Consider the following 23,251-nt stretch of genomic DNA (forward strand, 5'->3'; position numbering starts at 1 on the left):
TCAATAAATCAAGGAGACAGACATGGCTATCAACGCATCGCAAGGCGCGGGGGTCAAGGCGACCCCGCGGCCCATGACTCCGGAAGAACGCAAGGTGATCTTTGCCTCGTCGCTAGGCACGGTATTCGAGTGGTACGACTTCTATCTCTACGGATCGCTGGCGGCCATCATCGCCAAGCAATTCTTCAGCGGGCTCGATGCGGGATCGGCCTTCATCTTCGCGCTGCTGGCCTTCGCGGCCGGCTTCATCGTGCGGCCCTTCGGCGCACTGGTGTTCGGGCGGCTGGGCGACATGATCGGGCGCAAGTACACCTTCCTCGTGACCATCCTGATCATGGGCCTGTCGACCTTCATCGTCGGCATCCTGCCCACCTACGCCAGCATCGGCGTGGCGGCGCCGGTGATCCTCATCGGCCTGCGCATGCTGCAGGGCCTGGCCCTGGGCGGCGAGTACGGCGGTGCGGCCACCTATGTGGCCGAGCACGCGCCGCACGGCAAGCGCGGCGCCTACACCTCGTGGATACAGACCACGGCAACGCTGGGCCTGTTCCTGTCGCTGCTGGTGATCCTGGGCGTGCGCACCTCCATCGGCGAGCAGGCCTTCGCGGACTGGGGCTGGCGCATTCCCTTCCTGCTGTCCATCGTGCTGCTGGGCATCTCGGTGTGGATCCGCATGACGCTGTCCGAGTCGCCAGCCTTCCAGAAGATGAAGGCCGAGGGCAAGGTCTCCAAGGCTCCGCTGTCCGAGTCCTTCGGCCAGTGGCGCAACCTCAAGATCGTGATCCTGGCGCTGATCGGCCTGACCGCCGGCCAGGCTGTCGTCTGGTACACGGGCCAGTTCTATGCGCTGTTCTTCCTGACCCAGCAGCTCAAGGTCGATGCGGTGACGGCCAACCTGCTGATCGCGGCGGCACTGATCATCGGCACGCCGTTCTTCGTGATCTTCGGTTCGCTGTCCGACAAGATAGGCCGCAAGCCCATCATCATGCTGGGCTGCGTGCTGGCCGTGGTGACCTACTTTCCCGTGTTCAAGGCGCTGACCGAGGCGGCCAACCCCGACCTGGCCGCGGCCCAGGCCAAGAGCAAGGTGGTGATCGTTGCCGATCCCAAGGAATGCTCGTTCCAGTTCAATCCCACGGGCACTTCCAAGTTCACCAGTTCCTGCGACGTGGCCAAGCAGCTGCTGGCCGCCGGCTCGGTCAGCTATGACTCCGAGGACGCAGCGCCCGGCAAGACGGCCTTCATCCGCATCGGCAGCACCGAGATCCCCTCGTTCTCCGTCAAGGGCCTGAGCCCCGAGGAAGCCAAGGCCAAGGACGCCGAGTTCAAGAAGACCGTGGCCAAGGTGCTGGCCGAGGACGGCTATCCCACCAAGGCCGACCCCGCGAAGATGAACAAGGTGATGATGGTCGCCATCCTGACCTACCTGGTCATCCTCGTGACCATGGTCTACGGCCCCATCGCCGCCATGCTGGTGGAGCTGTTCCCCACCCGCATCCGCTATACCTCCATGAGCCTGCCGTACCACATCGGCAATGGCTGGTTCGGCGGCCTGCTGCCCACCATGTCGTTCGCCATCGTGGCCCAGACCGGCAACATGTACAGCGGCCTCTGGTATCCCATCGTCATCGCGGGCGCCACGGCCATCATCGGCACGCTGTTCCTGCGCGAGACCAAGGATGTGGATATCTACGCGAATGATTGAGGGCTCCCCCTGAGGCGCTGACGCGCCTTCCCCCGTATTCACGGCGCCCTCTCTCGCTTCGCGGGAGGGGGACGACGCCATCGCCGCGAGGCGGCTCTTGCTCGGCGTCTCTGAGTTGGGCCGCGCCGGTTGCATGCGGTGTGCGCAGTATCCGACTGTGTTTTGTGGCGCTGCATTGACGAAAGCCCATGGCGGTTTGCCATGGGCTTTTTTCGTATGGCGCTTCTACTGGTTTTCCATGTCATGCCTGTGGCAGCAAAGCATCAGATCGCGCATTTTCAGAGGTGGCCGTACATTTTTTGACATGCCCGCACCTAGAATTCGCAGCAGCCGCAAATGGCACTGATCTAGAGCCGGAGTCGGCCCTGAGATTTCAAGAATACCCACTCAACAATCCCAAGGAGATGCCGAGATGATCAAGATGAACCGCGTTGCCCTGGCCGTGCTGGCCGTGCTGGGTTCCACCACCGTGATGGCGCAAAGCAGCGTCACGATCTATGGCCGTATCAACACCACGATCGAGCGCCAGAAGATCGGTGACGAAAGCGTCAGCAAGATGGAGAACAACTCCTCGCGTTGGGGCATGCGCGGTGTCGAAGATCTGGGCGGCGGCCTGAAGGCCGGCTTCGTGCTGGAAAGCGGCTTCGCTTCCGACACCGGCATGGGCTCCTCCTCCACCGGCGCGCTGACCTTCGGCCGCCAGAGCGAAGTGAACCTGTCGGGCAACTTCGGTATGCTGCGCCTGGGCAACTTCTTCCCCGGCTCGTACTTCGCCACGGCCGACTACGTGAGCATGCACAACCATGACACGGGTTCGTCCTCCGACGCGCTGTACTTCGATCCCGTCTGGTTCGCCAGCGGCCTGGGCACCGCCAACAAGATCTCCTACACCACGCCCAACTTCGGCGGCCTGACGGTGGAAGGCTCGGTCTCCATGCACGAGAAGGCCACCGCCCTGGCCAAGAAGAAGAACGGCTACGACCTGGCCGCCAACTACAACGTGGGCCCCCTGGCCCTGGGCGCCGGCTACAGCCAGTTCGACGAAGACAAGCAGCTGGCCTTCCGCGCTGCCTACACTCTCGGCCAGTTCGTGCTGGGCGGCTACTACCAGCGCAACGACGAAGAAATCCGCGGCACGCGCAACAACTTCCGTCTGTCGGGCATGTACACCCTGGGCGCTTCCGAGTTCCACGTGAACCTGGGCCACGCCAACAAGTGGAGCAACATTGCCGACTCCGGCGCCAACCAGTGGACCCTGGGCTACAACTACAACCTGAGCAAGCGCACCAAGGTCTACGGCTACTACACCAAGGTGGACAACAAGGCCGGCGCCAACTACATGACCGGCGTGAAGGGCGCGGACTTCTCGTCCTTCGCCGTCGGCGTGCGCCACGCATTCTGATCGCCGCGCGGCGTAAGCCGCGAGCAAAGCAGGTCTGTTCCAATCAGCACCTGCCTGCCATCAGGCCTCGTACCGAAAGGTGCGGGGCCTTTTTGTCTGGGCCCGTCTTTTCACAGCCTGATCAAGGAAATACCCATGAGGATCATCGCGGCCGGTTGCCTGGCCTTTGTTGTCGTGTCGCTGCTGGCCATCACCCAGGTGAAGGGCGTGCCGGACGGGCAGGCCATGCCTGCCTCCGTGCAGATGGCCAAGTAAGACCTTGAAAGAGGCACGAGCCCCGGACTGGTTCCGGGGTTTTTTTTATGGTCGCGCGGATGCGTTGAGGAGGCGCTTTTTTGTTTAACCTGTATGAAAATACAGGTATTGAGAAGCGTCCGATGCCTGACGCATGGACTGCCTAGAATGTTTGGCTCCCACTGACCACACAACATCCATGACGCACGGTCTGATTCGAATTCGCGGCGCACGCCAGCACAATCTCCAGAACCTGGATCTCGACATCCGTACCGGCGAGCTGACCGTGGTCACGGGGCCCAGCGGCTCGGGCAAGTCCAGTCTGGTGTTCGATACCCTGTATGCCGAAGGCCAGCGCCGCTATGTCGAGACCTTCTCGGCCTATGCGCGGCAGTTCCTGGACCGCATGGACAAGCCGGCCGTGGACCGTGTGGAAGGTGTGCCGCCGGCCATCGCCATCGACCAGACCAATCCCGTTCGCAACTCGCGCTCCACCGTGGGCACGATGACCGAGCTCAACGACCACCTGAAGCTGCTGTTCGCGCGTGCGGCGCAGCTGTTCGACCGCGACACCGCCGTGCCCGTGCGCCACGACACGCCCGACAGCGTGCTGGAGGAACTGGCCGAGCGTTGCCGGCAGGCCGGTGATCCGCGCATCGCCATCACCTTCCCCGTCGAGCTGCCCGCCAACACCACGGCTGCCGAGGTGGAGCAATGGCTGTCGGCCAGCGGCTTCACCAAGGTCCAGGCCGAGCGCGAGGCCGAGAAGGCCGGCGCCGTGGAGCCTGCCGCAGACGCCAAGGGCAAGAAGGCCAAGGCGGCGGCGCTGCTCAAGGTCAAGATGCTGGACGTGGTGGCCGACCGCTTCCGCCTGGGCAACGTCGAGCGCGCCCGCGCCTACGAGGCCATCGAGGTGGCACTCAAGCGCGGCAGCGGCCATATGACGGTCTATGTGCTGCCTGAATCCGCCGTGGAAGCCGCAGGTGCCCAGCCCACCGAGCCCCAGCTGTGGAAGTTCTCGCTGGGCCTGCACTGCCCCGAAAGCGGCCTGAGCTACCAGGAGCCGATTCCCTCGCTGTTCTCTTTCAACTCCGCCGTGGGCGCCTGCGAGGCCTGCCGGGGCTTTGGCCGCGTGATCGGCGTGGACTGGGGGCTGGTCATCCCCAACGACAAGCTCACCCTGCGCACGGGCGCCATCAAGCCCGTGCAGACACCGGCCTGGAAGGAGATCCAGGACGACATGATGCGCCACGCCGAGGCCGAAGGCATCCCGCGCGACACGGCCTGGGCCAAGCTCACCGACGCGCAAAAGAGCTGGGTGCTGGACGGCTCGCCCAACTGGAATGGCAAGTGGACCCAGACCTGGTACGGCATCAAGCGCTTCTTCGAATACCTGGAGAGCAAGGCCTACAAGATGCACATCCGGGTGCTGCTGTCCAAGTACCGCAGCTATACCGAATGCCCCACCTGCGGCGGCGCGCGGCTGAAGACCGAAAGCCTGCTGTGGCGCCTGGGCGGCAAGCAGGCCGCCGATGCCGTGCTGCCGCCCGGCGACGAAGGCCGCTACCGCCGCTTCATGCCGAAGGGCGTGGCCTGGAGCCGCGAGCAGCTGGACGCGCTGCCGGGCCTGTGCCTGCACGACCTGATGCAGCTGCCCCTGGTGCGGCTGCGTGATTTCTTCCAGCAGCTGGCGCCGGCTGCCGATGCCCCGCTGCATGACGGCGAGGCCCAGGCCCTCAAGATGCTGCACGCCGAAATCATGGCGCGCGTGCAGTACCTGTGCGACGTGGGCATCGGCTACCTCACGCTGGACCGCCAGAGCCGCACGCTGTCGGGCGGCGAGGTGCAGCGCATCAATCTGACCACGGCCCTGGGCACCTCGCTGGTCAACACCCTGTTCGTGCTCGACGAGCCCAGCATCGGCCTGCACCCGCGCGACATGGAACGCATCACCGAGGCCATGCAGCGCCTGCGCGATGCAGGCAACACCCTGGTCGTGGTCGAGCACGACCCGGCCGTGATGTTCGCGGCCGACCGCATGATCGACATGGGCCCCGGCCCCGGCGCGCGCGGCGGCCAGATCGTCTTCGACGGCACGCCCGACGACCTGCGCCATGCCGACACGCTGACCGGCGCCTACCTGGGCGGCCGCAAGCAGGTGGGCTTCGGCCTCAAGCGCATGGTGACCGAGTCCACGCCGCGCCTCATCCTCGAAGGCGCGCGCGAGCACAACCTGCGCAGCATCGACGTGGACTTTCCGCTGCAGCGCCTGGTCACCATCACCGGCGTCAGCGGCTCGGGCAAGTCCACGCTGATCCAGGACGTGCTGGTGCCCGCGCTGATGCGCCACTTCGGCAAGCCCACGGATGCGGCCGGCGCCTTCGAGCGCCTGCTGGGCGCCGACCACCTGAGCGACGTGATGTTCGTGGACCAGTCGCCCATCGGCAAGACGGCGCGCTCCAACCCGGCCAGCTACGTGGGCGCCTGGGACTCCATCCGCGAGCTGTTCGCCATTGCGCCGCTGTCGCGCCAGCGCGGCTACACGGCCGCCAAGTTCAGCTTCAACAGCGGCGACGGCCGTTGCCCCACCTGCGGCGGCTCGGGCTTCGAGCATGTGGAGATGCAGTTCCTCTCCGACGTCTACCTGCGCTGCCCCGACTGCAACGGCACGCGCTACCGCCCCGAGATCCTGGAAGTCACGATCGAGCGCCACGCGGCCGGCGAGCTGCAGCCGCGCAAGCTCAACGTGGCCGATGTGCTGGAGCTCACCGTGGCCGAGGCGGCCCTGCTGTTCGCCCAGGACCGCGAGGTCATCCGCGCCCTGCAGCCCATCGTCGATGTGGGCCTTGAATACGTGAAGCTGGGCCAGCCCGTGCCCACGCTGTCGGGCGGCGAGGCCCAGCGCCTCAAGCTCGCGGGCTTCCTGGCCGAGGCGGCCAAGTCCCAGGCCAAGTCGAAGCAGGCGCTGGCCAAGAAGGGCACATTGTTCCTGTACGACGAGCCCACCACGGGCCTGCACTTCGACGACATCGCCAAGCTCATGCGCGCGCTGCGCAAGCTGCTGGAGGCCGGGCACTCGCTGATCGTCATCGAGCACAACCTGGACGTGATCCGTGCCAGCGACTGGCTGATCGACCTCGGTCCCGAAGGCGGCGACGGCGGCGGCGCCATCGTGGCCCAGGGCACGCCCGAGGAAGTGCGCCAGGTGCCTGGCTCGCACACGGCCCAGGCGCTGCGCGAGTACGACCTGGCCATGGGCGTGGGCGGCGAGGCCGTGCGCGAGGTCGCCCCCATGCTCTACAAGAGCCAGCGCAAGGCGCATGCCATGTCGGGGGCGGCCGCCAGGAATGCCATCGAGATCGTCAACGCCAAGGAGCACAACCTCAAGCAGCTGTCGGTGGAGATTCCTCGCGGCAAGTTCAACGTGGTGACGGGTGTCTCGGGCTCGGGCAAGTCCACGCTGGCCTTCGACATCCTGTTCAACGAAGGCCAGCGACGCTACCTGGAATCGCTCAACGCCTATGCGCGCTCCATCGTCCAGCCTGCGGGCCGGCCCGAGGTGGATGCGGTCTACGGCATTCCGCCCACCGTGGCCATCGAGCAGCGCCTGTCGCGCGGCGGGCGCAAGTCCACCGTGGGCACGACCACCGAGGTCTGGCACTTCCTGCGCCTGCTGTACGTCAAGCTGGGCACGCAGCACTGCATCCACGACGGCGCCGCGGTGCAGCCGCAGACGGAGGAAAGCATCGCGGCCCAGCTGCTCACGCAGTTCCGGGGCCAGACCATCGGCCTGCTGGCACCGCTGGTGGTCAACCGCAAGGGCGTCTACACCGAGCTGGCCGACTGGGCTCGGCCACGCGGCTACACCCATCTGCGCGTGGACGGCGAATTCCTGCCCACCACGGGATTCCCGCGCATCGACCGCTTCAAGGAACACACCATCGAGCTGCCCGTGGCCAGCATCACCGTCACGGCGGCCAGCGAGCGCGAGCTGCGCGGCCACCTGGCGCAGGCGCTGGAAACAGGCAAGGGCGTGCTGCATGTGCTGTCCGGCCTGGACAACCTGGCCGATGCCATGGCCGGCGGCCGGAGCACGGCCGGCATCGGCAGCCTGCAGGTGTTCTCCACCCAGCGCGCCTGCCCGGTCTGTGCCACCAGCTATGCCGAGCTGGACCCGCGCCTGTTTTCCTACAACAGCAAGCACGGCTGGTGCCCCGACTGCGTGGGCACGGGCGTCAAGCTCACCAAGGACCAGCGCAAGGTCTATGACGACACCCTGCTGGTCGAGGACAACCGGGGCCGCGAAGTCAAGTTCGAAGGCCAGGAAATCGAGGACCTGGCCGAAGTGACCTGCCCCACCTGCCAGGGCACACGCCTGAACGCCACGGCGCGCGCCGTGCGCTTCCATGGCGTGGGCATTGCCGAGATCGCCCAGCTGTCGGTCAACGACGTGCGCCAATGGGTGCAGGCGCTGGCGATGTCGGGCCGCGAGGCCGATATTGCGCGCGACCTCATCCCCGAGATCCAGAGCCGCCTCGAATTCCTCGAGGAAGTGGGCCTGGGCTACCTGACGCTGGACCGTGGCGCGCCCACGCTGTCGGGCGGCGAGGCCCAGCGCATCCGCCTGGCCGCGCAACTGGGCAGCAACCTGCAGGGCGTGTGCTATGTGCTGGACGAACCCACCATCGGCCTGCATGCGCGCGACAACCAGATCCTGCTCAACGCCCTGCACAAGCTGGGCGACAAGGGCAACACCCTGGTCGTGGTCGAGCATGACGAGGACACCATCCGCCGGGCCGACCACATCATCGACATCGGCCCCAGCGCCGGCATACGCGGCGGCCGCCTCGTGGCCCAGGGCACGGCGGCCGACATCATGGCGGCCGAGGACTCCATCACGGGCCGCTATCTGCTGCACGCCATGCGCCACCCGTTCCAGCCGCGCCGCTGGGTGGGCGAGGGCCAGCCGCCGCAGGCGGCCGCCGAGCTTGCCGCCGTGGCCGAACCGGTGCCGGAACCCGCGCCTGTCAAGGTATCCAAATCCAAAAAGAAGGCCGCGCCTGTCGTTGTCGACGCCGAACCCGCCTCCGACGCGCTGGGCTGGCTGACCGTGCGCGGCGCCCATTTGCACAACCTGCAGAACGTGGATGCGCGCGTGCCGCTCAAGCGCCTGGTGGCCGTCACAGGCGTCAGCGGCTCGGGCAAGTCCACGCTGGCGCGCGACGTGATGCTGGCCAATGTGGCCGCCTGGGTGGGCCAGCGCGCCACCAAGGCCGGGCGCGATGCCATGGACGCCGGCAAGGCGCCGCCGCTGTCCGGCTGCAAGGGCCTGCAGGGCTTCGAGGGCATTGACCGCGTGCTGGAAGTGGACCAGACCCCCATCGGCAAGACGCCGCGCAGCTGCCCGGCCACCTACATCGGCTTCTGGGACACCATCCGCAAGCTCTATGCCGAAACGCTGGAGGCCAAGGCCCGCGGCTACGCGGCCGGCCGCTTCTCGTTCAACACCGGCGAAGGCCGCTGCCCGGCCTGCGAGGGCCAGGGCATGCGCACCATCGAGATGAGCTTCCTGCCCGACGTGAAGGTGCCCTGCGAGGTCTGCCACGGCGCGCGCTTCAACCCCGAGACCCTGGCCGTCTCCTGGCGCGGCAAGAGCATTGGCGACGTGCTGCAGATGGAGGTGGACGAGGCCGTCGAGTTCTTCGCCAGCATGCCCAGCATCGCCCACCCGCTGCAGCTGCTCAAGGACGTGGGACTGGGCTATCTCACGCTGGGCCAGCCCTCGCCCACGCTGTCGGGCGGCGAGGCCCAGCGCATCAAGCTCGTCACCGAGCTGACCAAGGTGCGCGACGACGTGACCCGGCGCGGCAACAAGGCGCCGCACACGCTCTATGTGCTGGACGAACCCACGGTGGGCCTGCACATGGCCGATGTGGACAAGCTCATCCGCGTGCTGCACCGCCTGGTGGATGCGGGCCACAGCGTGGTCGTCATCGAGCATGACCTGGACGTGATCGCCGAGGCCGACTGGATCATCGACCTCGGCCCCGAAGGCGGCAAGGACGGCGGCCGCATCATCGCGGCCGGCATGCCCGAGGATCTGGTGGCTGCGGGCACGCACACGGGCAAGGCGCTCAAGCCCGTGCTGGCCCGTTGAGCCTCAGGCGCAGGCCACGCCTGCGCTGCGTGCGGAGCCTGCGGGCAGGCGGCTGCTCCAGAAGACCAGCACCAGGCCCACGGCCGTCAGCGCGGCGGCGGCCCAGCCCAGGTTGACCAGGCCCAGGCCACCGGCCAGGGCCAGGCCGCCGACCCAGGCACCCAGGGCATTGCCCAGGTTGAAGGCCGCAATGTTCAGGCTGGAGACCAGGTTGGCGCCCTGGGGGCCGGCCTGGTCCAGCACGCGCATCTGCATGGGGGCCACCGTGGCGAAGGCCACGACGCCCAGCACGATCACATAGGCCATGGCCACTGCCTGGTTCCCGAAGGCCCAGCGGCCTGCCGCCAGCACCACCATCAGCGCCGCAATGCTCCACACCAGGGCGCGCATCACGCCCCGGTCGGCCAGCTTGCCGCCCAGCAGATTGCCTGCGGCCAGGCCCGCGCCGAACAGCAGCAGGGTCAGCGCCACCAGGCTGTCGCCCATGCGGGTCACCTGGGTCAGCAGCGGCTCCACATAGGTGTAGAGCGCGAACACGCCCGCAAAGCCGAAGGCCGTGATGCCCAGGCCCAGCCAGACCTGGCCGTTGGCCAGCACGGCCAGCTCCTGCGCCAGCGGCGTGACCTCGGGGCGGCCCTGGTCGCGCGGCACGAAGGCGGCCAGGATGGCAAAGGCCAGCACGCCGATCGCGGCCACGGCCAGGAAGGCGCTGCGCCAGCCGAACATCTGGCCGATCCAGGCGCCGGCAGGCACGCCCAGCAGGGTGGCCAGGGTCAGGCCCGAGAACATCAGCGCAATCGCCGACGCCTTCTTGTCCACCGGCACCAGGCCCGTGGCCACCACGGCGCCCACGCCGAAGAAGGTGCCGTGGGTCAGCGAGGTCAGCACGCGCGCCGACATCAGCCATTCATAGCTGGGCGCGAACGCGGCGGCCAGGTTGCCGGCGATGAAGATCAGCATCAGCGCCAGCAGCAGGCGCTTGCGCGGCCATTGGCGCGTCAGCAGCGTGAGCACCGGCGCGCCCACGGCCACGCCGATGGCGTAGCCCGAAATCAGCGAGCCCGCCGTGGGAATGCTGATGTGCAGATCCTGGCTGACCTGTGTCAGCAGGCCCATGATGATGAATTCCGTGGTGCCGATGCCAAAGGCACCGGCCGCCAGGGCGAGTAGGGAAAGAGGCATGGACGGATTCCTTGTGATCCTTGGTGTGATGTCCAGTAATGTCGCACTGCAACATACCTTTGTGTAGATGGAATAATGGAAACGGATCTGTTCCTGTGTGGAATAGATGATCCTTTTCTCGGAGACACCATGCCCGCACTTGTTCCTCTCGCCGCCGCCGACACGGGCAGCGCCGATGCCAACCGCTTTGCCGAGCTGGAAATGCTGATCCTGGTCGCCGAGCGCGGCAGCCTCTCGGCCGCTGCGCGCCACCTGGGCATCTCGCCCTCGGCCGTCAGCAAGAGCATGTCGCGGCTGGAGGCACGGCTGGGCGTGCAGCTGCTGCAGCGCAGCACGCGGCGTCTGCATCTCACGCCCGAAGGCTGCCAGCTGTTCGAGCGCGGCAAGCGCGTGCTGGCCGATCTGGAGGAGCTGGAAGCCTGCGTGGCCGTGCGCAGCGAACCACGCGGCCTGGTGCGCATCAACACCAGCTCATCGACCGGAAAAATGCTGCTCGTGCCCCTGGTGCCGCAATTGCTTCAGCGCCATCCCGGGCTGAGCCTGGAACTGAGCTTCACGGACCAGATCGTGGACCTGGTCGAGGCCGGCACCGACATCGCCGTGCGCTGGGGCCAGCTTCCGCCCTCGGACATGGTCGCGCGGCTGCTGGGCCACACGCGGCAGGTCATCCTGGCCTCTCCGCAGTACCTGGCCCGCATGGGCCGGCCCGCCCATCCCGATGAGCTGGGCCACCATGTGCGCCTGGGCTGGAGCTACCAGCGCGCCATACCGCACTGGCCGTTTCTGGTGGACGGCCAGCGCGTTGCCGTCGATATCGGGGAGGTGGTGCGCGTCAACGACGGCGACGTGATGCGCGAGCTGGCGCTGCACGGCACGGGCCTGGCCCGCCTGTCGCTGTACCACGCCTGGGCCGACGTGCTCGCCGGCCGGCTGGTGCCTGTGCTGGAGGAATTCAACACGGGCGACCTGGAACCCATCCACGCCGTCTACCTGGGCAAGCCCGACCGCCTGCCCCCGCGCACGCGCGCCGTGCTCGACTTCCTGCAGGCGCATGTGGACCTGCGGCATGCGGAGCAGCTGCCGGCGCTGCCCTGAGGGGGAGCCGGCAGCGAGGGCGTCACTCCTGCTCGGCTGGCAGAGGTGCGGCGTTGAAGGACAGGTTCTCGATGATGTCGTGCAGCACGGTGGGCACTGGGTCCACGGGTGCGTCGGCCGCGTAGACGATGCCTGTACCCACGCCCTTCGGGTCAAGCAGGCGTTTGACCACCAGCACCTGTTCGGGGCGGGTGCCATTGGTGCGGGAGCTGCCTTCACCCTCGTTCACGCTGTAGACGAAGTAGTAGGAGCGCAGCAATTGGCCGTAGTTGTTGACCTTGACGCACAGGACGCCGCCCGCCAGATTGCCCCGGATCTGGTGTTCGCAACCAAACAGCCTGTCCGCCGTTTCCATCAGGCCATTGCCATTCGCGGTGGCAGGCGTTTGCAGCTGCATATTCACCACTTCGGAAGCAACGCCTTCGCTGCCGAACGAAGTCAGCGCCCAGAGTCCCCTCAGGCTGGATGCCACGGCGGGGTAACCGAAGTTGAAACGCGAAATCGCCACTTCCTGTTCGCCGGGCAGCGTGATGAAACCCGACACGCCGCTGGTGAAGCGCATGCTGACCTGGCCCATGTTCCGGTCTTCGGAGCCTGACATCGGGCCGCTGCCCAGAAAGCGGCCGCCCTTGTAGCGGATCAGCGGAGCGGCAAAGCGGTTGTTGGTCAGCGCGCCCGAGGTCATATAGAAGGTGGGCTGGCCGCTGGGCTCGTAGGCATACATCTGCATGACCAGCGTGCCGTTCTGTGCATCGATGGCCAGCCCGCGGCCCGGCTTTCCGTTGAGTTCGGAGGTCACGACCCAGGTGCCATTGCTGGGCATGAATGCGTGCGCCAGGCCGCAGCCCAGCAAGGTGGCCGCAGCCAGTATTTTTTTGAACATGAGTCCCTCTCTATTGGTGAACGGCGAAGTCTGCGAAGGATTTCACCGGGAATGGATTTTCAACGAAAGCCGCCAGTTGCGGAAGATCTCTTGGAAGATCCCGAGGGCTTTGGCGGATTGGTGAGGTGACTGCTTGATGAAGCCAGATGGCGGAATATCTCAAACAGTGCATGTCCTGGAGGATTCAGCACTGCGCAGCCCCATGCTGGACGCTCTTCTCGATATTTTATGCAGCGGATTCTCGATGAATTTGAAGTAGAGCAAGGAACAGATCACGACCGACACCAGATAGACAAGCAGCGAGAGCTTTCCGCCACCTATCCACAGCAGGCCGGGGATCTTGGGAAAGAGCAGGCCGTAAAGAATGACCAGCAAGGGAATGTGCAGCAGGTACAGCGCATAGGAGGCATCACCCAGCTTGCAGAAGAAGCGGCTCAACAGGCTGCCGGACGAGGGCAGCAACGCGGCCAGTGCCACCAGGCCCAGGGAGGCGCTGCCAAACAGCATCACCCGTTCGGGATAGTAGAGAAACGCCGCCATGCCCACGCCCATGAGGCCGCCATATTTCTGCATCCATATGCTGGCGCACAGTGCCACGGCGGTGAATAGGGACCATGCTGCAATGGACTGCCCGGGTTTTCTATGAATCCACTCGCTCAGCAGAAAGCCAGCAATGAATTCAATGATCAGCGGAGATGTTAGAAAAACATTCAAGAGAAAATTGTTTTCCCTGGGCGTTGCCGACCGATAAACCCCCAGATTGAATTGCACGGCAACAATGACCACGAATGCCAGCAGCAAAGCAAGGAACACGGGAACGGCCTGCTTTCGTGTGAAGCAGAGCATGGCGCCAATCAGCAGATAGAAATACAGCTCATAGGTCAGCGTCCATGAGACATTGAGCAGATAGAACTCCTGAGGCAGCAGCAGAAATGACTTCCAGCGGCTGATTTCTGGTCCGTTGAAAATACCAAGCCAGATGCTGAGAAAAAGCACCAGCAGGAAGGCTGGCCAGTAACCGCTGTAGATTCTCAGGAAGCGCCGGAAGACAAAGCCGGATGCCGTGCTGGCTCCGGGCTGCATGGAGCGCGTGGTCTCGGCCATGATGAAGCCGCTGATGACGAAGAAAATATCGACACCGGCGAAGCCGTAGACGGAAATCTCGGTGATCCAGGCCGGGATGTTCGCGTAGTGGGCCGGATGCACATTGGGCGGAAGCGTATGGTGCAGAACCACGAGAAAGGCGGCAATGAATCGCAGTATTTGTATATTTTTATAGATCATGCAGCCAAGGTGATACCTGATAGTGCATGCCTGCCTGACATGCGGTTGCGATATGGAGGGTGAATCTGCCGGAATCTTTTGCCATGCGGCCTGGCCGTTGATGGCTACCTTTGCGGACTGGCGCCATCCTAAACCAAGACGGCTCTATGGCGGCAAGGTGGGCGTGGATGCGGTCTATCGTTCAATGCGAAAAAGCTGCCCGATCGGCAGCTTTGATCTCGGACCCTTGCAGCTGCACCGCAAGACAAATGGGCTATCTGACCAAGGGCTTCATACTGGCAAAGCTCTCTTGCCGGCCCCCATCCCTCCCGATCGCCCAGGCACACCAGGCCGATACCGCTCCCGCAAACACCACATACAGGCACACCAGCCACGGGCTGCCACTGGCCGTCTTGACCAGCGCCGTCGCAATGATGGGCGTGATGCCGGACGCGAAGATCCCCGAGAACTGGTAGACGAAGGAAATGCCGGTGTAGCGCACCTTGGCGTCGAACAGGTCGCAGAAGAGGGCGGCTTCGGGACCGTAGACCGCCGCGTAGAGAATGCCGAAGGGCACGACGATGGCGATCCATATCAGCAGCACATTGCCTCCGCTGTGGGCCATGAGCCAGAAGGCCGGGAAGGCCGAGACCGCGGTGATCAGCGATCCCCACAGATACACGCGGCTGCGGCCCAGGCGGTCGGACAGGCGGCCGAACAGTGGAATCGTGAAGCACATCACCACGGCGGCGACCATCACGCCGATCAATGCGTCGGTGCGGCTGATCTGCAGGGTGGAGGTCAGGTAGCTGATCGAGAACACGCCGAAGACGTTGAAGAAAACGCCGTCGATATAGCGTGCGCCCATGCCCTTGAGCACATTGCCCGGATAGCGCCGCATCATGTCCATGAAAGGGATGGCCGTTTCCGCATTGCGTGCCTTGACGGCTGCGAATTCGGGCGTCTCCTTCACATGCAGGCGGATGTACATGCCCACGGCCACCATCAGGCCCGAGATCAGGAAGGCGATGCGCCAGCCCCAGGCCATGAATTGCTCTTCCGTACACAGCCAGGACAGCAGGGCCACCACGCCCGAGGCCATGAACAGGCCGATGGCCAGGCCCACCTGGGGCAGGGAGGCATAGAAGCCCCGCTTTTCCTTGGGCGCGTATTCGTAGGCCATGAGCACGGCACCGCCCCATTCGCCGCCCAGGCCTATGCCCTGGGCCACGCGCAACAGCAGCAGCAGGATGGGGGCGGCCACGCCGATCTGCGCATGCGTGGGCAGCAGGCCGATCAGGAAGGTGGACACGCCCATGATCATCAGCGTGACCACCAGGATGCTCTTGCGCCCCACGCGGTCGCCGAAGTGCCCGAAGATCACCCCGCCCAGCGGCCGTGTGACGAAGCCCACGGCAAAGGTGGTGTAGGCCAGCAGGGTGGAGATCAGCGGATCGTCGCTGGGAAAGTACAGCTTGCTGAACACGATGCCGGCGACCACGCCGTACAGGAAGAAGTCATACCACTCGATGGTTGCGCCGATGAGCGCGGAGGTCACCACCTTGCGGATGACCCTGGGATCGGTTGCCGTCGTCATGCTGTCTCCTGGTTGTCTGTCGCATTGCCGGGATGCAGGAACGGGCAGTCATGCGACCTTGAGCTGCCCTGTCTCTCCGTGCCTGTCTTCGCGAACCATGTCGGCGGCCTTCTCGGCCATCATCACCACGGGCGCATTGGTGTTGCCCGAGACCAGGGTGGGCATGACCGAGCAATCGACCACGCGCAGCCCGGCCATGCCGTGCACGCGCAGCCGCGCATCGACCACGGCCAGGGCATCGCTGCCCATGCGGCAGGTGCCGCTGGGGTGGAAGATGGTGGCGCCGTGGTTGCGGCAGAACTCCAGCAGCTCCGCATCGCTGTGCGCATCGGGGCCGGGCTTGACCTCCCGCTTCACGAAGGGGCGCATGGCCGGTGTGTCGGCAATGGCGCGTGCCGCGCGCACGGCAGCCACGTTGGTGCGGCGGTCCAGGTCGGTGGCCAGGTAGTTGGGCTGGATGGAGGGCGGCTCGAAGGCATCGCGCGAGCGGATGCGCAACTGCCCGCGTGACTCGGGCCGCAGCTGGCAGACCGACATGGTGAAGCCCGAGTACGGATGGACCTGCCCGCCTGCCATGTCGGCCGACAGCGTGGAGACGTGGAACTGGATGTCGGGCGTGGCCGCCACGGGCCGGCCCTGCTCGTCCCTGAGCGCACGCATGAAGCAGCCGCCCTGGTTGATGCCCACGGCCAGCGCGCCCGAGCGGAACAGCAGCCACTCCAGCCCCAGCTTGGTCCTGCCCACCCAGGAATTGAGCTGGTCATTGGTGGTGATGGGCTGGCTGCATTCGTAGCCCAGGCGGATCTGAAGATGGTCCTGCAGGTTCTCGCCCACGCCCGGCAGATCGTGCACCACGGGAATCCCCAGGGACTGCGACAGCGCGGCCGGGCCTATGCCCGACAGTTGCAGCAGCTGCGGCGACTGGATGGCGCCTGCCGACAGAATCACTTCGGCCCGCGCCTGGGCCTGGCGCTCCTGCCCGCCTTGCAGGTAGCGGATGCCGGTGGCGCGCCGGCCGCGCAGCACCAGCTGCGTGGCCATGGCATCGGTCTCTATGCGCAGATTGGGGCGGCGCCGGGCCTCGCCCAGATAGGCCTTGGCCGTACTGCAGCGCAGGCCCTTGTGGGTGGTGAGCTGGTAGTAGCCTGCGCCCTCCTGGTCGCGGCCGTTGAAGTCCTCGGTGCGGGGCACGCCGACCTGGCCTGCACCGGCAATGAAGGCCTCGATCAGCGGATGCCGGGCGCCGATGTCCGAGACCTTGAGCGGCCCGTCCGCGCCATGGCCCGGGAAGGCGCCGCGCGCATTGCCTTCGGACTTCACAAAGTAGGGCAGCACCTCCTCATACGACCAGCCCGCATTGCCCAGCGCCGCCCAGTGGTCGTAGTCCTCGCGCTGGCCGCGCACGTAGATCAGGCCGTTGATCGAACTGCTGCCGCCCAGCGTGCGGCCGCGCGGCCAGTAGATGCGCCGGCCGTTCATGTTGGGGTCCGGGTCGGTCTCGAACTTCCAGTTGTAGACGGGGCTCCACATGGTCTTGCCGTAGCCGATGGGCAGGTGGATCCAGGGCGAGCGGTCCGGCGGGCCGGCCTCCAGCAGCAGCACCCGCGTGGCCGGGTCCTCGGACAGGCGCGCGGCCAGCACGCAGCCGGCAGAGCCTGCTCCCACGATCACGTAGTCATAGCTGTCGATGGGGTCCGGCATGCGGTGGCTCCTTTTGAGTTTCTTTTTAAGGAACTATTTGTTCCTTTGAATGAAACTTATTCGTTGCCGTCGTGGACTGCAACCCCGCGCAAACCCTTGCCGCCTCCTGGCGATCAGGCATGATCGAAAGCGTTTCCGGCCTTCCACACGACACGACACCGCCCCATGCCGCCATCCCTTGCCAGCGCTGCCCCGGACCCCACCCCTGCACGGCAGGACGAAGCGAACTCGGTCTCCGACCGCTCGCTGGCCGTGCTCGATTTCGTGACCCAGGCCGAGGCCCCGCCGGGCCTCATGGACATCGCAGCCGCGCTCAACCTGCCCAAGGCCACGGCCTCGCGCCTGTGCTCCCACCTGGAGGCGCGGCAATGGCTGCTGCGCCACGAGGGTGACCGCAGCTTCTCCCCGGGCCCCAAGCTGCTGAGCCTGGCGGTGCGCGCCCTGCAAGCCGACCCACGCCAGGCCCTGCGCCATGAGCTGCTGTCCCAGCTGGTGGCCCGTCTGGGCGAGACCTGCAACCTCACCGTGCTGGACGGCACGCGCGTGCGCTACCTGGACCGTGTCGAGACCCACTGGCCGCTGCGCATCCAGCTGGAGGCCGGATCGATGGTGCCCATCCACGCCACGGCCAGCGGCAAGCTGTTCCTGGCCCATATGCCTGCGGCCCGGCGCGCCGCCATCCTGGACAGCGTGGAACTCACCGCCTGCACGGCCAACACGCTGACCACGCCCGAGGCGCTGTCGCAGGAGTGCGCGCGCATCGTGCGCGAAGGCCACTCCTGCGACCGCGAGGAATTCATGCGCGGCATGATCGCCGTGGCCGTGCCCGTGCGCGATGCCAAGGGCCAGTGCCGCGCCACGCTGGCCGTGCATGCGCCGGAGGCGCGCATGCCGCTGGCGCAGGCGCTGGAGGGCCTGCCGCACCTGAAGGAAACGGCCCAGCGCATGGCTGGCCTGCTCTTCTGAGGCGCTGGGCACCCCGGAAAAAAGGCCCCCACGCTACCCTTGCTGCGCAAGGTCCGTTGCCCCCAGGGGGCCGCTTCTTGCCTTGGGGCGGCCCGGCGGCAAAAAAAAGGGCCTCACTCGGAGGCCCTTGTCGTCACTGGAAGCCCAGTGTATGCGGCAACCAGGTGGACAGCGCGGGGATGAAGGTCAGCAGGCACAGCACCACGAAGTGGGCCAGCAGGAACAGCGGCATCTCGCGCGTGAGATCGGTGATGGACACGCGCGTGGCCACCGAGGTCACGAACAGCAGCCCGCCCACGGGCGGCGTGATCATGCCCAGCGTCAGGTTCACGATCACCACCATGGCGAAGTGCGTGGGATCGATGCCCAGGCTGAACGCAATGGGCGCCAGGATGGGCACCAGGATCATCACGCCGGGCAGCGGCTCCATGAAGATGCCGAACACCAGCAGCAGGATGTTCACCGCGATCAGGAACAGGGTGGGCGACAGCTCCCAGCTCACGATCAGCTCGGACAGGTACTGCGGAATGCCCTCCACCGTCAGCACCCAGGCAAAGGCCGCCGAAGTCGCCATCACCAGCAGCACCGAGGCCGTCAGCATGGCCGAGCGCGCCGCAATGCCCGGCAGCGCCGACCACTGCAGCGTGCGGTACACCCACTTGCCGCAGACCAGGGCGTAGAACACGGCCACCACCGAAGCCTCGGTGGGCGTGAAGATGCCGAAGCGGATGCCCACCACGATGAGCACGATCAGCATCAGCGCGGGAATCGCCTTGAAGCTGTTGATCCACATCGTGCGGCCGTCGGGGCGCGGCTCGGTGGAGCGGTAGTCGCGCTTCCTGCACACCCACCAGTTCACGGCGGCCATGGCCAGAGCGATCAGGATGCCGGGGATGAAGCCGGCCATGAACAGCCCGCCCACCGACACGTTCTCATCCTGCAGCGCGTAGATGATCATGCTCACCGACGGCGGAATGATGGGCCCCACGATGGCCGTGCTGGCCGTCAGCGCCGCCGCGTAGGAGCGCGCGTAGCCGGCCTTGTCCATCATCTTGACCATCATCGAGCCGGGGCCGGCCGCATCGGCCAGGGCCGAGCCCGAAATGCCCGAGAACAGCGTCAGCGACAGCACATTGGCATAGCCCAGGCCGCCGCGCAGATGGCCCACGAACTGCGCGGCAAAGCGCAGCAGCACATGCGTGAGCGCCCCGCCCGACATCAGCTCGGCCGCCAGGATGAAGAAGGGCACGGCCATCAGCGGAAAGCTGTCTATGCCCGTGAACATCTCCTTGAACACGATGAGCTGCGGATAGCGGCCCCCCACGAAGACGGCCAGCGCGGCGGAGATCGCCAGCGCGAAGGCCACCGGAAAGCCCAGCGTGAGCAGGACGATGATGGCGATGAAAAGCGTGATACCCATGATGTGCGTTCGAATCAGTTATTCATGGCAGAGCGATGGAACTGACACGCTCCAAGGCAGGAGACACCAAGCAAGGGCCTGGGCCGGCCGCGCCGCCCCGCAGCGAGGGTGTCGTCCCCTGGGGGAAGGCGCGCAGCGACTCAGGGGGGTCATATGGATGCGGCTGCGTCGGCATCCATCTCGTCGGATTCGGCGAACGAGCCGTCTGCGATATAGCCGCGCGCAATGAACAGCAGATGCACCAGCATCAGCACGAAGCCCACGGGCATGGCCGCGTAGACGAAGGAGATGGGAATGTCCGTGGCCGCCGTGGTCTGGAAGCGCGTGGCCCAGACGTACTGCGACGAGGCCACCGCCATCACCGCGCAGAACAGGCCCACGCCCAGCACCACGAGGCGGCGTAGCCACTGCGCCTTGCGCGTGCCCACCGAGCGGTGCAGGTTGTCGATGGCCACATGGCCACCGAAGCGCAGCACCAGGCCCGCGCCCAGGAAGGTGACCCAGATCATCATGTGCCGGGCCACTTCCTCGGCCCAGACAATGGAGTCGCCCGTGGTGTAGCGCAGCACCACATTGGCAAACACGATGCAGGCCATGGCCAGCAGCAGCACGATCAGCAGCCAGCGGTTGCAGGCCACAAGGGCGCGTTCGATTCGGTTGAGCATAGGAGTGGGCGAGGGCAGGAGGGCAGGGGCAAAAAGCCGCAAGAGCCGCGATAGCGGCAAGGGCCGGGCTGCCGTCGGAGGTCAGATCATCGGCGCGGGCGCCGTGCGGGGCCACAGGTGTTGCCCGCAGCGGGGCGCCCTGCATTGCGGGCCGCAGCCCGCAATGCGTCAGGGGATTACTTGGCGTTGGCGATGGTGTCCAGCGTCTTCTGGCCGAACTTCTTCGCGTATTCCTTATAGGCCGGCTCCAGCGCGGTGCGGAAGGCGGCCTGGTCCACCTTCTCCACCACCTGCATGCCGTGGCTCTTGGCCTCTTCCACGCCCTTCTTCTCCACCGTGTCCACGAACACGCGCGAAGCGATGGCGCCCGACTTGGCGCCCTGCGTGAAGGCCGCCTTCTGGCTGTCGTTCAGCGTGCCCCAGAACGAGGGCGACACCAGCAGGGCCATGGGCGCGTACACATGGGCGGTCAGCGTCAGGTGCTTTTGCACCTGCCACAGCTTGGCCGAGGCCAGCACCGAGATCGGGTTCTCCTGGCCGTCGATCGTGCCCTGCTGCAGCGCACCGATCACCTCGGGCCAGGACATGGGCGTGGGCGATGCGCCCAGCGTGCGGAAGGCCGTGATGTGCACGGGGTTCTCGGTCACGCGGATCTTCAGGCCCTTGAGATCGGCCACGCCGTTGACGGCGTGCTTGTTGTTGGACAGGTGGCGAAAGCCCTGCTCGCCCCAGGCCAGCGCGACCAGGCCGCGCTTGCTGAACTTGGCCAGCAGCTCCTGGCCGAAGGCGCCGTCCAGCACGGCGCGCGCATGCTGCGTGTCGCGGAACAGGAAGGGAATGTCCACCACGCCCACATCGGGCACGAAGTTGCTGATGGCGCCCGTGGAGACGATGGCCGCCTCCACCGTGCCCAGCTGCAGGCCCTCGATCAGCTCGCGTTCGCCGCCCAGGGCGGACGCGGGGAACTGCTTGAACTTGTAGGCGCCGTTCGTGCCCTTTTCCACCGCATCGGACCAGGCCTGGGCGGCCGCGCCGTAGTGCGAATTCACGGCCAGGGCGTAGCCCACCTTGACCTCCTTGGTCTGGGCCAGGACGGCGCCAGCCGAGGCAGCCGCCATGGCGGCCACGCAGGTCGAAAGAAGGGTGCGGCGGATCATTTGCATAGCGGCAGTCTCACTTGTTGTGTGTTGAAAAATGGCCCCCACGCTCTCCTTGCAGGGCAAGGTCTGCGGTCCCCCGCAGGGGGCCGCTTTTCATCCTGGGGCGGCCCGGCGATGAAAAAAGAGCCCCTGGATTGTAGTGACCACTCCCCTTGTGGCGACCACGTACAAAGCGCTCGTCATGTGCGTTGAGGTGCATCTGATTTGGCGATGTCATAGGTGCTGAAATGACAAACGCCCGATGCGCGCAAGCGTCATCGGGCGTCGGGTTCAGGCGGAGCGGGTCAGCTCATTGCCACTCAGCGTGCCCCGATCCGCTCGAACTCGCTCTCCACCGCCGCATGCGCCTTCAGGATGCTTTGCGAAGGCGCAGGGCCCATGCGGCTGACGACCACCGTGGCCAGCCAGGCCAGGATGAAGCCGGGGATGATCTCGTACAGGCCCAGCCAACCGAACTGCTTCCACACCAGCACCGTCACGGCGCCGGTGATGATGCCGGCCAGCGCGCCGCCGCGCGTCATGCGGCTCCAGAACAGCGACAGGATGATCACCGGGCCGAAGGCGGCGCCGAAGCCGGCCCAGGCGTAGCTGACCATGCCCAGCACCTTGGAGTCGGGGTTGCTGGCGATGGCGATGGCGATCAAGGCCACCAGCAGCACCATGGCACGGCCGATCCAGACCAGTTCGATCTGGCTGGCGTTCTTGCGCAGGAAGGTGCGGTAGATGTCTTCGGTCAGCGCGCTGGAGCACACCAGCAGCTGGCACGACAGCGTGCTCATCACGGCCGCCAGGATGGCTGCCAGCAGCGCGCCCGAGATCCAGGGGTTGAACAGCTGCTTGGTGATTTCCATGAACACCGTCTCGGCATTGGCGTTCACGGCGGCCGCGCCAGCGGGGTTGGCCGCGAAGTAGGGGATGCCGATGAAGCCCACGGCCACGGCGCCGGCCAGGCACAGGATCATCCAGGTCATGCTGATGCGGCGGGCCGAGGGAATGGTCTGCACCGACGATGCCGCCATGAAGCGCACCAGGATGTGCGGCTGGCCGAAGTAGCCCAGGCCCCAGGCCAGCAGCGAGACCACGCCCACGAAGCTGGCGCCACGGAACAGGTCGAACTTCTCTGCCGCCACGATGGCGTGCAGGTCCTGGCCCGGCTGCAGATGGCCTTGCACGGCCAGCCAGGCGATCACGGGCGCCAGGATCAGGGCCGTGATCATCAACGATGCCTGGATGGTGTCCGTCCAGCTCACGGCCAGGAAGCCGCCGATGAACACATAGGCGATGGTGCACAGCGCGCCCACCCACAGGGCCGTGCTGTAGGGCATGCCGAACATGTTCTCGAACAGGCGCGCGCCCGCCACCACGCCCGAGGCGCAGTACAGCGTGAAGAACACCAGGATCACCACGGCCGTCACGATGCGCAGCACGCTGGAGTGGTCCTCGAAACGGTTGGCCAGGTAGTCGGGCAGCGTCAGCGCATTGCCGGCACGCTCGGTGTACAGGCGCAGCCGCGCCGCCACCAGGCGCCAGTTCAGGTAGGCGCCCAGGATCAGGCCGATGGCGATCCAGGCTTCCGACAGGCCGGACAGGTAGATGGCTCCGGGCAGGCCCATCAGCAGCCAGCCGCTCATGTCCGAGGCACCGGCCGACAGCGCCGTCACGAAGCTGCCCAGGCTGCGGCCGCCCAGGATGTAGTCGGAAAGATTCTTGGTGCTGAAGTAGCCGATGGCGCCGATGCCGAGCATGGCGACCAGGTAGATGGCGAACATGATCGCCGTCGGGTCGTTCCAGTTGAATTGCATTGAAGTGTCCTGCGTTGGT

Annotated in this window: 14 protein-coding genes; 5 read left to right on the top strand and 9 right to left on the bottom strand. The window is 66.0% G+C overall.

Translation table 11 applies throughout. The features are described from left to right. Positions 1-22 precede the first annotated feature (22 nt). The 3 genes from G4D77_RS19790 to uvrA all read left to right on the top strand — a co-directional run bounded on the left by G4D77_RS19790 (position 23) and on the right by uvrA (position 9,498). Entirely contained in the window at positions 23-1,705 is a 1,683-nt protein-coding gene (locus tag G4D77_RS19790) for an MFS transporter (protein ID WP_016450047.1), read from the top strand. 412 nt (positions 1,706-2,117) lie between these two features. After that, on the top strand, positions 2,118-3,107 hold the full coding sequence (locus tag G4D77_RS19795) for a porin (RefSeq protein ID WP_016450048.1): 990 nt from the start codon (positions 2,118-2,120) through the stop codon (positions 3,105-3,107). A 433-nt stretch (positions 3,108-3,540) separates the two neighbouring features. Next, complete coding sequence (gene uvrA, locus G4D77_RS19800) at positions 3,541-9,498, top strand: excinuclease ABC subunit UvrA (protein ID WP_213757725.1); 5,958 nt, start codon at positions 3,541-3,543, stop codon at positions 9,496-9,498. Positions 9,499-9,501: 3 nt separating this feature from the next. Here the strand turns inward: uvrA and G4D77_RS19805 are convergent, their stop codons facing one another. Next, the gene (locus G4D77_RS19805; RefSeq protein ID WP_012207748.1) at positions 9,502-10,680 is read right to left on the bottom strand and encodes an MFS transporter; all 1,179 of its coding nucleotides are present in this window, start codon (positions 10,678-10,680) and stop codon (positions 9,502-9,504) included. 129 nt (positions 10,681-10,809) lie between these two features. Here G4D77_RS19805 and G4D77_RS19810 point away from each other — a divergent pair, with 129 nt between their 5' ends. Further along, complete coding sequence (locus G4D77_RS19810; RefSeq protein WP_154833359.1) at positions 10,810-11,775, top strand: LysR family transcriptional regulator; 966 nt, start codon at positions 10,810-10,812, stop codon at positions 11,773-11,775. 22 nt (positions 11,776-11,797) lie between these two features. Here the strand turns inward: G4D77_RS19810 and G4D77_RS19815 are convergent, their stop codons facing one another. From G4D77_RS19815 to G4D77_RS19830, 4 genes are all read right to left on the bottom strand, one after another. After that, positions 11,798-12,658 (bottom strand): hypothetical protein, encoded by an 861-nt coding sequence (locus G4D77_RS19815; protein WP_154833361.1) that lies wholly within the window; start codon positions 12,656-12,658, stop codon positions 11,798-11,800. A 159-nt stretch (positions 12,659-12,817) separates the two neighbouring features. Then, positions 12,818-13,942 (bottom strand): acyltransferase family protein, encoded by a 1,125-nt coding sequence (locus G4D77_RS19820; protein ID WP_154833363.1) that lies wholly within the window; start codon positions 13,940-13,942, stop codon positions 12,818-12,820. Between the two features lie 253 nt (positions 13,943-14,195). Further along, entirely contained in the window at positions 14,196-15,518 is a 1,323-nt protein-coding gene (locus G4D77_RS19825; protein ID WP_154833365.1) for an MFS transporter, read from the bottom strand. A gap of 48 nt (positions 15,519-15,566) precedes the next feature. Continuing rightward, positions 15,567-17,219 carry a GMC family oxidoreductase gene (locus G4D77_RS19830; RefSeq protein WP_213757726.1) on the bottom strand — a complete coding sequence of 551 codons (1,653 nt, stop codon included), beginning with the start codon at positions 17,217-17,219 and terminating at the stop codon, positions 15,567-15,569. Between the two features lie 165 nt (positions 17,220-17,384). Between G4D77_RS19830 and G4D77_RS19835 the strand changes: the two genes are divergently transcribed. Beyond that, entirely contained in the window at positions 17,385-18,185 is an 801-nt protein-coding gene (locus G4D77_RS19835; protein WP_043790447.1) for an IclR family transcriptional regulator, read from the top strand. A gap of 133 nt (positions 18,186-18,318) precedes the next feature. On the opposite strand, the gene G4D77_RS19840 is transcribed toward G4D77_RS19835, so the two are convergent. The 4 genes from G4D77_RS19840 to putP form a co-directional block, all read right to left on the bottom strand. Beyond that, a complete protein-coding gene (locus tag G4D77_RS19840; RefSeq protein ID WP_047327929.1) occupies positions 18,319-19,605 on the bottom strand; it encodes a TRAP transporter large permease in 1,287 nt (428 codons plus the stop codon). A gap of 149 nt (positions 19,606-19,754) precedes the next feature. Then, positions 19,755-20,270, bottom strand: coding sequence for a TRAP transporter small permease (locus G4D77_RS19845; protein WP_013800419.1), 516 nt, complete (start codon positions 20,268-20,270; stop codon positions 19,755-19,757). A 176-nt stretch (positions 20,271-20,446) separates the two neighbouring features. Next, entirely contained in the window at positions 20,447-21,433 is a 987-nt protein-coding gene (locus G4D77_RS19850) for a TRAP transporter substrate-binding protein (RefSeq protein ID WP_046237939.1), read from the bottom strand. A 296-nt stretch (positions 21,434-21,729) separates the two neighbouring features. Then, a complete protein-coding gene (gene putP, locus G4D77_RS19855) occupies positions 21,730-23,232 on the bottom strand; it encodes a sodium/proline symporter PutP (RefSeq protein WP_046984091.1) in 1,503 nt (500 codons plus the stop codon). Positions 23,233-23,251 lie beyond the last annotated feature (19 nt).

It is taken from the genome of Delftia sp. WY8 (assembly GCF_018437695.1).
In the GTDB taxonomy this organism is placed as follows: Bacteria; Pseudomonadota; Gammaproteobacteria; order Burkholderiales; family Burkholderiaceae_C; genus Comamonas; species Comamonas tsuruhatensis.